This is a genomic window from Variovorax sp. (assembly GCF_035634955.1).
GTDB lineage: Bacteria > Pseudomonadota > Gammaproteobacteria > Burkholderiales > Burkholderiaceae_C > Variovorax.
In genome coordinates, this window is the sequence record NZ_DASQBZ010000001.1 from 17369 (window position 1) to 28932 (window position 11564).

General features: G+C 66.1%; 10 protein-coding genes. 7 read left to right on the top strand and 3 right to left on the bottom strand.

Translation table 11 applies throughout. From position 1 onward, the window contains the following. Positions 1-34: 34 nt before the first annotated feature. Complete coding sequence (gene ppsA, locus VES41_RS00105) at positions 35-2428, bottom strand: phosphoenolpyruvate synthase (RefSeq protein WP_324811459.1); 2394 nt, start codon at positions 2426-2428, stop codon at positions 35-37. 210 nt (positions 2429-2638) lie between these two features. Here ppsA and ppsR point away from each other — a divergent pair, with 210 nt between their 5' ends. Next, positions 2639-3460, top strand: a complete 822-nt coding sequence (gene ppsR / locus VES41_RS00110) for a posphoenolpyruvate synthetase regulatory kinase/phosphorylase PpsR (protein WP_324811461.1) — start codon at positions 2639-2641, stop codon at positions 3458-3460. A 40-nt stretch (positions 3461-3500) separates the two neighbouring features. On the opposite strand, the gene ahpF is transcribed toward ppsR, so the two are convergent. Together ahpF and ahpC are read right to left on the bottom strand one after the other, a co-directional pair. Next, on the bottom strand, positions 3501-5069 hold the full coding sequence (gene ahpF, locus VES41_RS00115; protein WP_324811463.1) for an alkyl hydroperoxide reductase subunit F: 1569 nt from the start codon (positions 5067-5069) through the stop codon (positions 3501-3503). Between the two features lie 209 nt (positions 5070-5278). Further along, the gene (gene ahpC / locus VES41_RS00120; RefSeq protein WP_324811465.1) at positions 5279-5842 is read right to left on the bottom strand and encodes an alkyl hydroperoxide reductase subunit C; all 564 of its coding nucleotides are present in this window, start codon (positions 5840-5842) and stop codon (positions 5279-5281) included. 284 nt (positions 5843-6126) lie between these two features. Between ahpC and bfr the strand changes: the two genes are divergently transcribed. The 6 genes from bfr (at position 6127) to VES41_RS00150 (ending at position 11240) form a co-directional block, all read left to right on the top strand. Then, the gene (gene bfr, locus VES41_RS00125) at positions 6127-6603 is read left to right on the top strand and encodes a bacterioferritin (protein ID WP_324811467.1); all 477 of its coding nucleotides are present in this window, start codon (positions 6127-6129) and stop codon (positions 6601-6603) included. A gap of 136 nt (positions 6604-6739) precedes the next feature. Continuing rightward, positions 6740-7390, top strand: a complete 651-nt coding sequence (locus VES41_RS00130; RefSeq protein WP_324811469.1) for a PepSY-associated TM helix domain-containing protein — start codon at positions 6740-6742, stop codon at positions 7388-7390. 59 nt (positions 7391-7449) lie between these two features. Beyond that, positions 7450-7938, top strand: a complete 489-nt coding sequence (locus tag VES41_RS00135) for a DUF2271 domain-containing protein (protein WP_324811478.1) — start codon at positions 7450-7452, stop codon at positions 7936-7938. A gap of 40 nt (positions 7939-7978) precedes the next feature. Further along, complete coding sequence (locus VES41_RS00140; protein ID WP_324811471.1) at positions 7979-8785, top strand: DUF4198 domain-containing protein; 807 nt, start codon at positions 7979-7981, stop codon at positions 8783-8785. Between the two features lie 2 nt (positions 8786-8787). Further along, complete coding sequence (locus VES41_RS00145) at positions 8788-9852, top strand: FAD:protein FMN transferase (RefSeq protein WP_324811473.1); 1065 nt, start codon at positions 8788-8790, stop codon at positions 9850-9852. Further along, entirely contained in the window at positions 9849-11240 is a 1392-nt protein-coding gene (locus tag VES41_RS00150) for a sulfite reductase subunit alpha (protein WP_324811475.1), read from the top strand. Before VES41_RS00145 ends, VES41_RS00150 begins: the two co-directional genes overlap by 4 nt. Positions 11241-11564: the final 324 nt, after the last annotated feature.

Here is an 11564-nt window from a genome sequence, read left to right on the forward strand (position 1 = left end):
GCAACAACTGCCGCACGACCCTGGGCCGCGCCGCTCAGCGCGACGCCAGCAGCTGCCAGGTGTCGATCACGCTGTCGGGGTTCAGCGAGATCGATTCGATGCCCTGCTCGGCCAACCAGAGCGCGAAGTCGGGATGGTCGCTGGGCCCCTGCCCGCAGATGCCGACATAGGCGCCCTTGCTCTTGCAGGCCTTGATGGCGCGCGAGAGCATCGCCTTGACGGCGGGGTCGCGCTCATCGAAATCCGCTGCCAGCAGGTCCAGGCCCGAATCGCGGTCCAGGCCCAGCGTGAGCTGGGTCAGGTCGTTCGATCCGATCGAGAAGCCGTCGAAATACTCGAGGAACTCGTCCGCCAGAATGGCGTTGCTCGGCACCTCGCACATCATGATGAGCTTGAGCTCGTTCTCGCCGCGCTTGAGCCCCTGCTGCCCGAGCAGTTGGGTGACTCGCTTGGCCTGGCCGAGCGTACGCACGAACGGGACCATGATCTGCACGTTGGTCAGGCCCATCTCGTCGCGAACTCGCCGCAGCGCCTCGCATTCCATCGCGAAGGCCTCGCCGAAGTCGCTGCTCAGGTAGCGTGCCGCGCCGCGGAAGCCGAGCATCGGGTTTTCCTCGTCGGGCTCGTAGCGCGAGCCGCCGATCAGCTTGCGATATTCATTGCTCTTGAAGTCCGACAGCCGCACGATGACCTTCTTGGGCCAGAACGCCGCGGCGATGGTGGCCACCCCTTCGGTGACCTTGTCGACGTAGAAGGCGCGCGGCGACGCGTGGCCGCGGGCCACGGACTCCACAGCCTTCTTCAGGTCGTTGTCGACGTTCGGATAGTCGAGGATGGCCTTCGGATGCACCCCGATGTTGTTGTTGATGATGAATTCCAGCCGCGCCAGGCCGACGCCGTGGTTGGGCAACTGGGCGAAGTCGAAGGCCAGTTGCGGATTGCCGATGTTCATCATCAGCTGGATGTCGATGTCGGGCATCTCGCCGCGCTGCACTTCGGTGACCTCCGTCTCGAGCAGGCCGTCGTAGATGAAGCCGGTGTCGCCCTCCGAGCAGCTCACGGTGACCAGCGTGCCGTCCTTGAGCAGATCGGTGGCGTCGCCGCAGCCGACCACGGCCGGAATGCCCAGCTCGCGCGCGATGATGGCCGCGTGGCAGGTCCGCCCCCCGCGGTTGGTGACGATGGCGCTGGCGCGCTTCATGACCGGTTCCCAGTTGGGGTCGGTCATGTCGGTGACCAGCACGTCGCCCGGCTGCACCTTGTCCATCTCGCTGATGTGATGCACCAGGCGCACCGGCCCGGTGCCGATCTTCTGGCCGATTGCGCGGCCCTCGGCCAGCACACTGGAGCGGCCCTTGAGCTTGTAGCGCTGCTCGGCCTTGCCCTGCTGCTGGCTCTTCACCGTCTCGGGGCGCGCCTGCAGGATGTAGAGCTGGCCGTCGGTGCCGTCCTTGCCCCACTCGATGTCCATCGGACGACCATAGTGTTCCTCGATGACCAGCGCATAGCGCGCCAGCTGCTCGACCTCCGCATCGGTCAGCGAATAGCGGTTGCGCTGCTCGGTCGGCACGTCACCGGTCGTCACCAGCTTGCCGGTTGCGGCCTTTTCCTCGGGCGTGGCAAACACCATCTGGACCAGCTTGGAGCCCAGGTTGCGGCGAATCACCGCCTTGCGGCCGGCCTTCAGCGTGGGCTTGTGCACGTAGAACTCGTCGGGGTTGACGGCGCCCTGGACCACGGTCTCGCCCAGCCCGTAGCTCGACGTGATGAACACGACCTGATCGAAGCCCGATTCGGTGTCGATGGTAAACATCACACCCGCGGCGCCCAGGTCGGACCGGACCATGCGCTGCACGCCGGCAGACAGCGCCACCACGTCATGGGCGAAGCCCTTGTGCACGCGGTAGCTGATGGCGCGATCGTTGTAGAGGGAGGCGAACACCTCCTTCATCTTGTGCAGAACGTCCTCGATGCCGACCACATTCAGGAAGGTCTCCTGCTGGCCGGCAAAGGATGCATCGGGAAGGTCTTCAGCCGTGGCCGAGGAGCGCACCGCGAAGCTGGCCTTCGCGTCACCGGCCGACAGCTTGGCGAAGGCGTCGCGCACGGCCTGCGCCAGGTTTGCAGGGAAAGGCTGAGCCTCGATCCAGCCGCGGATCTCGGCGCCGGCGGCTGCCAACGCGCGCACATCGTCGACGTTCAGGGACGCCAGGCGCTGCTGAATCCTGGCCGACAGGCCCTCGTGCGCAAGAAACTCGCGAAACGCGTGGGCGGTGGTGGCAAAGCCCGTCGGCACGCGCACACCCTCAGGCAGCTGGGACAGCATTTCGCCGAGGCTGGCGTTCTTGCCGCCAACCGCCTCGACGTCGGTCATCCTCAGGTTTTCGAACGGTACGACCAGCGCGGTCGCCGCAAAGAGTTCAGACATGGGAAAGCTCCGGAAGTTGAAAAGCGGGCATCGCCATCCCTGGGAGCGCACACGATCGTTCTGGTTGCTTTGGGCGCGCGCAGGCAGGACATGGGTGGGATTCGTAACGGGCGGCAGGGGCCTGCGCGCGGCTTGCCCCGAACTCACCATAATCCCGGGAATTGTAGGCGCCACTTTGACCTGGCGGCCTGAAGGACAAGGCGCCGTTCCATGACCACCCGTACCGTTTTCTTCGTCTCCGATGGCACCGGCATCACCGCCGAGACCTTCGGCAATGCCGTGCTGGCCCAGTTCGAGATCAAGCCGCGCCACGTGCGCCTGCCGTTCACCGACACCGTGGACAAGGCGCACCAGGCAGTGCGGCAGATCAATCACACCGCCGAACTGGAAGGTGTGCGGCCCATCGTCTTCACCACGCTGGCCAATTCCGACGTGCTCGCGGTGATCGAAACCGGCTGCAAGGGCATGCTGCTGGACATGTTCGGCACGTTCGTGCGTCCGCTGGAAATCGAGCTGGGCATCAAATCCAACCACCGGATCGGCCGCTTCTCGGACGTCAGCAAGAGCAAGGAATACAACGACCGGATTGCGGCCATCGACTTCAGCCTGATGCACGACGACGGCCAGAGCAATCGCGACCTCGGAGGCGCCGACGTGATATTGGTCGGCGTCAGCCGCAGCGGCAAGACGCCCACCTCGCTGTACCTGGCCATGCAGCACGGGTTGAAGGCGGCCAACTATCCGCTGATCCCCGAGGATTTCGACCGCCGGCAGCTGCCGCCCGCCCTCCTGCCGCATCGCAAGAAGATCTTCGGGCTGACGATCCAGCCCGAGCGGCTGGCGGAGATTCGCAACGAGCGCCGGCCCGGATCGCGCTATGCCAGCCTGGAAAACTGCCGCTCCGAGGTCAGCGAGGCCGAAGCCATGATGCGGCGCGCCGGCATCCGATGGCTGTCGACGACCACCAAGTCGATCGAGGAAATCGCCACCACGATCTTGCAGGAAGTGCGGCCGGAGCGGCTGATCTACTAGCGCTGACAGGGCGTCCTGCGGGACGCCCGGCGCGCTGCCCTCAAGCCGGCGCGGTGGCGCGGATGAGGTGGTCGAAGGCAGCCAGAGCCGCCTTGGCGCCATCGCCGGCGGCGATGATGATCTGCTTGAACGGAACCGTCGTCGCGTCGCCAGCGGCGAACACGCCGGGCATCGAGGTCTGGCCGCGGTCGTCCACCACGATCTCGCCGTGGCGGGACAACTCCAACGCGCCCTTGAGCCACTCCGTGTTGGGCACCAGGCCGATCTGCACGAACACACCTTCGAGATCGACGCGGTGCTCCTCGCCGCTCGCACGGTCCTTGTAGGTCAGGCCGTTGACCTTGTCGTCGCCGGTGATTTCGGTGGTCTGGGCGTTCATGATCACCGTGACATTCGGCAGGCTGCGCAGCTTGCGCTGCAGCACCTCGTCGGCGCGCAGCTTGGTGTCGAACTCGACCAGGGTGACGTGCTTGACGATGCCGGCCAGGTCGATGGCCGCCTCGACGCCGGAGTTGCCGCCGCCGATCACCGCGACCCGCTTGCCCTTGTAGAGCGGGCCATCGCAGTGCGGGCAATAGGCCACGCCCTTGTTCTTGAACTCCTTCTCGCCCGGGACGTTCACGTTGCGCCAGCGCGCGCCCGTCGACAGGATCACGGTCCTCGACTTGAGCGTGGCGCCGCTTTCCAACTGAACTTCGACCAGATTCTTGTCGGGGCCTGCCCCCGGCACCAGCGCCATGGCTCGCTGCAGGTTCATGATGTCGACGTCGTAGTGGCGCACGTGCTCTTCCAGCGCGAGCGCGAACTTCGGGCCCTCCGTCTCCTTGATCGAGATGAAGTTCTCGATGCCCAGCGTGTCGAGCACCTGGCCGCCGAAGCGTTCCGACGCGATGCCGGTACGGATGCCCTTGCGCGCAGCGTAGACGGCGGCCGCCGCGCCCGCCGGGCCACCGCCGACGATCAGCACGTCGAACGGATCCTTGGCCGAGATCTTCTTCGCCTCGCGCTCGATGCCGCCGACGTCGATCTTGGCCAGGATTTCCTCCAGGCTCATGCGTCCGCTGCCGAACATGGTTCCGTTGAGGAACACCGTCGGCACGCCCATGATCTGGCGCTCCTTGATCTCGTCCTGGAAAGTGCCGCCCTCGATCATCGTGGTCTTGATGCGCGGGTTCTGGATCGCCATCAGGTTCAGCGCCTGCACCACGTCCGGGCAGTTGTGGCAGGTCAGCGAAACGTACACCTCGAACTCGAAATCGCCGTCGAGCCCGCGGATCTGGTCCAGGATCGCCTGCTCCACCTTGGGGGGATAGCCGCCCACCTGCAGCAGAGCCAGCACCAGCGACGTGAACTCGTGCCCCATCGGCAGGCCGGCAAAGCGCGGGCCGTGGCTCTCGCCCGGCTTGTTGACCGAGAAGGACGGCTTGCGATGCGTGTCGTCGCGGCTCTCGATCAGGGTGACGAGGTTCGACGCCTCGGCCACGTCCTTGAGCATCGAAAGCATGTCCTTCGAGGCAGACGTGTCGTCCAGCGAGGCAACGATCTCGATGGGGTTGGAAATGCGCTCCAGGTAACTGGCGAGTTGGGCTTTGGTGCTGGCGTCAAGCATGGCGTTCTGTTCCTCTTTCTCGATCTCTGTCAGATGGGGGCGTTTGCACGAAACGCAAAAGCCCGGGGCCTTGTGGGCACCCGGGCTCTTTTTCGGACGCGGCAGCCTGAGGCAAGCCGCGGACCGGGCAGCCTCAGCCGGCGCGCCCTCCCACCAGGGGAGACGACGCGCCCGACGTGGCAGCCAGCCGGGTGACGGACATGACCTTCTTAGATCTTGCCGACCAGGTCGAACGAAGGCTTCAGCGTGGTGGCGCCCTCTTCCCACTTGGCGGGGCAGACTTCGCCCGGGTGGGCGGCGACATACTGGGCAGCCTTGACCTTGCGCAGCAGGTCCTTGGCGTCGCGGCCGATGCCTTCGGCGGTGATTTCCAGCGCCTGGATCACGCCTTGCGGATCGACGATGTAGGTGCCGCGGTTGGCCAGGCCCTGGTCTTCACGCAGCACTTCGAAGTTGCGGCTGATGGCCAGCGTCGGGTCGCCGATCATGGGGTACTTCACCTTGCCGATGGTGTCCGACGAATCGTGCCAGGCCTTGTGCGTGAAGTGCGTGTCGGTCGACACGGAGTAGATCTCCACGCCCAGCTTCTGGAATTCGGCGTAGTGGTCGGCCACGTCGCCCAGTTCGGTCGGGCAGACGAAGGTGAAGTCGGCCGGGTAGAAGAAAAAGACGGACCACTTGCCCTTGACGTCCGCGTCGGACACTTCGATGAACTTGCCGTCCTTGTATGCGGTGGCCTTGAAGGGTTTGATTTCGGTGTTGATAACGGACATGTGTCGTTTCCTTTGCTGTTGCTGAAGTGGCCGAATGATTCGGGTGAAGGCTCAAGTATACGTATGGAATAGGCCATTTCAATAGAATTTGTCTATTGTTTCAACGCCGCGCGCCTATGGCCGTCAGCGGACGCGGCCGGCCTCGCCAAGTGCAGCGATGCGAACCGCAATCACCCTCACAAGCATGCAGAGCACTGTCGTGCGGATATAGGCGGCCCAGGCTTGCGCGCAGGTGCATGCGGCTTGGACAATCGCTGCCTTTACCTACAACAAGAAGGAAAACCATGAAGGGCGACGCAAAGGTCATCGAACATCTGCAGGCGCAGCTGAAGAACGAGTTGACCGCCATCAACCAATACTTCCTGCACTACCGGATGCTCAAGCATTGGGGCCTGGACAAGCTGGCCAAGAAGGAATACGAGGAATCCATTGGCGAGATGAAGCATGCCGACCAACTGATGGACCGGATCTTCATGCTCGACGGCCTCCCGAATCTGCAGGACCTGGGCAAACTCAACGTCGGCGAAGACGTGCCCGAGATCCTGGCCGCCGACCTGAAGTCCGAGCAGGGCGCGCAGGCGACGATCAAGGACGGCATCGCGCACTGCGAGACGGTGCGCGACTACGTTTCGCGCGACCTGCTGCAGGGCATCCTGGACGACACGGAAGAACACATCGACTTCCTGGAAACCCAGATCGACCTGGTTGGCAAGGTCGGACTGCAAAACTATCTCCAGTCGCAGATGGCCGAGGTCTCCTGACCCGGCCCCACCCGCCGGGCGGCGCGGTGCCGGCGAGGAAACGAGAAAGCGGGGCAAGGACCCCGTTTTTTTGTGCTCGGTAAAGTTATGTAAATACAAGTCATTCTCATTTACGCAACTAGAATGCGGGCTGACTATGCCTGCTCCCGCGCCCCATTCCGATCACCGCCGCCGGGCCTACTGGCTCAAGACTCTGCACGAATGGCATTGGGTCAGTTCGGCGCTGTGCCTGTTCGGCATCCTGCTGTTCTCGGTGACCGGCATCACGCTCAATCACGCCTCGCAGATCGAGTCGAAGCCCCGTGTGAGCACCCGTCAACAACAGTTGGCCGCCCCGCTCGTCGACAGCCTTGTCCAGGCGCTCCCGACGGCGCGGGCCCACGGTGGCCGGGCGCCGCTGCCCATGCCGCTGCAGGCCTGGCTCGAGGAGCAATGGGAGATCGGCACCGCGGACCTCGAGGCGGAGTGGTCGCCGCAGGAGGTCTATCTTTCCCTGCCGCGGCCCGGTGGCGACGCCTGGCTGCGGATCGGCCTGCCAGACGGCGAGCTTGAATACGAGCGCACCGACCGCGGCTGGGTGTCCTACCTGAACGACCTGCACAAGGGGCGCCACACCGGCGCGGCCTGGCGCTGGTTCATCGACATCCTGGGCGCGGCCGCACTGGTATTCGCCGTCACCGGCTTCTTCATCCTGAAGATGCACGCCGGCAACCGCCCCTTCACCTGGCCCATGGTGGGCATGGGACTGCTTGCGCCAGTCCTGCTCGCCTTGCTGCTCATCCACTGAATTCAAACCCGAACAGAGGAGCTTTCGTGCATCTTCGCTATTCCCTTGCCTTGGTCTCGATGATGGGCGCGCCCGCATTTGCGGCCGGACTGTCCGTCAGCGTCGAGGTCCCGCGCATCGACACCGCCGAGTATCACCGGCCCTACCTGGCCGCCTGGGTCGAGCGTCCAGACCAGAGCGTGGCCGGGACTCTGGCGGTCTGGTACGACGTCAAGAACAAGGGCAACGCCGAGGGCGAAGGCACCAAGTGGCTGAAGGACTTGCGCCAGTGGTGGCGCCGCGTCGGCCGCGAACTGTCGATGCCCATCGACGGCGTGAGCAGCGCCACACGACCGGCCGGCCAGCACACGATCCAGGCCACCGAAGGTTCGGTGCAACTGCCCAAGCTGGCACCCGGTGCCTACACCCTGTATGTGGAAGCCGCCCGCGAAGTGGGCGGTCGCGAGATCGTCAGCCTTCCATTCCAGTGGCCGCCGACCCAGGCCGCCAAGTCTCAGGCTGCAGGCAAGAGCGAACTCGGCACGGTTGCCCTCGAACTCAAACCCTGAGCCATTGGTTGTTCCCGTCGATTCACCGGATCCACTCATCATGAAAAAAACGCTTGCCTGCACCGCCCTCGCCCTGGTCCTCGGCACCTTCGGCTCCCTCGCCGCAGCCCACAACGTGTGGCTGATGCCGTCCAGCACGGTCCTGTCGAAGGCCGACTGGATCACCGTCGACGCTGCGGTGTCGAACGACCTGTTCTTCTTCAATCACCGGCCGCTGGCGCTCGAGAATCTCACCGTCGTGGCGCCCGATGGCAGCGCCCTGGCGCCGGAGAACGCCGCCACCGGCAAACTGCGCAGCGTGTTCGACCTGAACCTCACGCAGACCGGCACCTACCGCATCGCCGTGCTCAACCAGGGCGCGTTCGCCCGCTGGAAGGAAGCCGGCGACGGCCAGGTCAAGCGGGCGCGCGGCAGCGTGGAGGACATCGCCTCGAAGATCCCGGCCGGCGCAACCGACGTGGAGGTGACCGAGTCCATCGGCCGCATCGAAACCTTCGCCACGGTCGGCAAGCCGAGCGCAATCAAGGCCACCGGCAAGGGGCTCGAACTCCTGCCCAGGACGTCTCCAGCCGACCTGGTCCAAGGCGAGAAGGCGACCTTCGCGATGCATGTCGACGGAAAGCCGGCCGCCGGCATGGCGGTCAACATCACCCGCGGCGACACGCGCTATCGAGACCAACTGGCCGAAGTCACCGTCAAGACCGACGCCAAGGGCGAGTTCAGCGTCACCTGGCCGCAAGCCGGCATGTACTGGCTCGAGGCAAGCACGCGCGACAACAAGACGAGCGTGCCCAATGCCAAGGAACGGCGGCTGACCTACACCGCCACGCTCGAAGTGCTGCCCTGACCGTGCGTCCGCCCCCTCGCGCGACGGCCGACTACGCACAGCCGCACTTCGGCGGGTACGCCAACGCGGCCGTGCCACGCCCGGCGGATTCGGCCAGCGTGCAGGACCTGTCGGGCCAGACGATGGGCACCGGGTGGTCGCTGCGTTTTGACAACCCGGCGATGCTGCCCCACGAGGCGGCACGCCAGGCGCTGGTCGCAGCGTTCGACGCGGTGATCGGCCAGATGAGCACCTGGCATGCGGACAGCGACATCTGCCAGTTCCGGCAGGCGGCGCCGGGCACGCGCTTCGCTCTCGCGCCGGAGTTCGCGCGGGTACTGGCTTGCGCACTGCATTGGGCGGGCCTGAGCGACGGCGCCATCGATCCGACGGTCGGGCCGCTGGTCTCGCTCTGGGGCTTCGGCGCACACGCGCAGTGCCAGCCATCCCGACCGGACGCCGGTGCCCTCGCACGAGCGCGTGAGCGCACGGGCTGGCAACGCCTTGCTTTCGACGCATCGACCGCAACGGTGCTCCAGCCAGGAGGCATGGCGCTCGATCTGTCGGGCATTGCCAAGGGATTCGCGGTCGACCACGCCGCCATCGCGCTGCGCAATCTGGGCCTGTCGGATTTCCTTCTCGAGATCGGCGGAGAGTTGCGCGCAAGCGGCCGACGCCCGGGCGGCCAGCCATGGCAAGTGCAGATCGAAACCGCTCCCGGCGTCGGCCTGCGCCTGCCGCTGGCCGACCGCAGCATTGCCACTTCCGGCGATCGCTGGCACGCCCACCGGGACGCGCAGGGTTTGCGCTGGTCCCATACGATCGACCCGCGCAACGGGCTCCCGGTGGACGGCCGGCTGGCCAGTGTCAGCGTGGTGCACGACGAATGCATGCAGGCCGATGCGCTGGCCACGGTGATGACAGTCCTGGGCCCGGACGATGGGCTGGCGTTTGCCCAGCGACATGCACTGGCCGCCGTGTTCTGCCTGCGCACCGACGAAGGCGTGCAGTGGGTCGCGAGCGACGCCTGGCCGAACGAAGCCGCGGCGTCAACCGGCGGCCGCCTTTCGCATCGCGCGACCCCATGAGCGAATATCAGTGGCGCGCCGTGGCCGCAGCGGCCACGCTGCTGGCGTATGCCGCAATGTGCTCGGCGATATTCTGGCGGCTGCGGCGGCGCCGCCGCCAGGACGCGGCGACGGCGGCGGCACTGGCCGGTGACGGCGACCGGCCGGCCACGCTGGTGCTTCATGCCAGCCAGACCGGGCAGGCGCTGGCGCTTGCCTGGCAGACCGCCGGCTGGCTGGCCGAAGGCGGGGAACCCGTACGCGTGCTGCCGCTCAATGCCGTCGGCGCAGACGATCTGCGGCAAGCGCGCCGCGCCTTGTTCATCGCCAGCACCTACGGCGAAGGCGATCCGCCCGACGGTGCCAGCGTCTTTGCCGAATCCGTGATGGACAGCGCCCATGCCGACGCCTGGCCCGCGCTGCACTATGCGGTGCTGGCACTCGGCGATCGCCAGTACCGACATTTCTGTGGCTTTGGGCGACGGCTCGACGACTGGCTGGCCGCCCGGGGCGCCCAACCCGAGCGGGCACGCATCGAGGTGGACAATGCCGATCCGGCCGCCCTGGCGCAGTGGCGCCAGTTGGTTCGCCGCAGCCCTGGCGGCCCGGATGACGCTACGCCCGAAACGTCCGCGGCCAGTGCCTCGCCCAAACTTGCGTGGCGGCTGGCCGCGCGCGAGCTGCTCAACGCCGGCAGCGCCGGCGCCCCGGTGTTCCTGTTGAGCCTGGTGCCTCGGGCAGGCGACAGCCTCCCTGAGTGGAGATCCGGCGATCTGGCCCGTTTGCATCTGCAAGCCGACCCGGGGCGCCCGCGCGACTATTCCATTGCGTCCCTGCCGGCCGAGGGCTCGCTGCAACTGATGGTGCGGCAGGAGCGTCATCCGGACGGGCAACTCGGCGCCGCCTCGGGCCTGCTGGGCACCCTGCTGCCGATCGGCGGCGAGGTCCAATTGCAACTGCGGCCGCACCACGGCTTCCGCCTGCAGGGCAACGACGACAGGCCGCTGGTTCTGATCGGTAACGGCACCGGGCTGGCCGGCTTGCGCAGCCATCTACGCCATTGCGCAGCATCAGGCCGCCATGGTCACTGGCTCATGTTCGGCGAGCGGAACGCGCAGCATGATCGCCTTCTGGGCAGCGAGATCGACGGCTGGTTGCAGGCCGGCGTACTGGCCCGCATGGACTGGGTGTTCTCGCGCGACCAGGAGGAGCGGCGCTACGTCCAGCACCGGCTGCTCACCGCCGGCGACGAACTGCTGCGGTGGCTCGAGCGCGGCGCCGCCATCTACGTCTGCGGCAGCCTTCAAGGCATGGCTCAAGGGGTTGACGCCGCACTGCGCCAGATCGCCGGCGACGACCTGGTGCGCGAACTGCTGCGCAGCGGCCGCTATCGTCGGGACGTGTACTGACCGGCGCCAGCCGGGCGCGGGCGCGCAGCACGCATCGATCGACGAACGCGTCACAGCGGCGTCGTGCCTTCGCAACGCAAATGTCAATCGTTGATGTGGCAATGGTTACCTTTGTACTGAGAGTCGTTATCATTTGTATTTGAAATCTCACAAGCCACTCCGAGGACGCATTCGGCCCCCGGACCGCCAGCGAGTTCTCTCCTCTCTCACCGCCATTCCCGGAGAATTTGCATGGCCTACATCAAGAGCCGCAAGCACGCCGTCGCGCGCGCGCTGCCCCCGCTCGGCAGCGCAGCCGCCGCCACCCTCGTCGCCCTGAGCCTG

Excerpts from the sequence above, each read along its gene's own strand:
- VES41_RS00135 (WP_324811478.1), top strand. The coding sequence starts at position 7,450 with ATGATGGGCGCGCCCGCATTTGCGGCCGGACTGTCCGTCAGCGTCGAG.
- ppsA (WP_324811459.1), bottom strand. The coding sequence starts at position 2,428 with ATGTCTGAACTCTTTGCGGCGACCGCGCTGGTCGTACCGTTCGAAAAC.
- VES41_RS00150 (WP_324811475.1), top strand. The coding sequence starts at position 9,849 with ATGAGCGAATATCAGTGGCGCGCCGTGGCCGCAGCGGCCACGCTGCTG.
- ahpC (WP_324811465.1), bottom strand. The coding sequence starts at position 5,842 with ATGTCCGTTATCAACACCGAAATCAAACCCTTCAAGGCCACCGCATAC.
- VES41_RS00140 (WP_324811471.1), top strand. The coding sequence starts at position 7,979 with ATGAAAAAAACGCTTGCCTGCACCGCCCTCGCCCTGGTCCTCGGCACC.
- ppsR (WP_324811461.1), top strand. The coding sequence starts at position 2,639 with ATGACCACCCGTACCGTTTTCTTCGTCTCCGATGGCACCGGCATCACC.
- VES41_RS00130 (WP_324811469.1), top strand. The coding sequence starts at position 6,740 with ATGCCTGCTCCCGCGCCCCATTCCGATCACCGCCGCCGGGCCTACTGG.
- bfr (WP_324811467.1), top strand. The coding sequence starts at position 6,127 with ATGAAGGGCGACGCAAAGGTCATCGAACATCTGCAGGCGCAGCTGAAG.
- ahpF (WP_324811463.1), bottom strand. The coding sequence starts at position 5,069 with ATGCTTGACGCCAGCACCAAAGCCCAACTCGCCAGTTACCTGGAGCGC.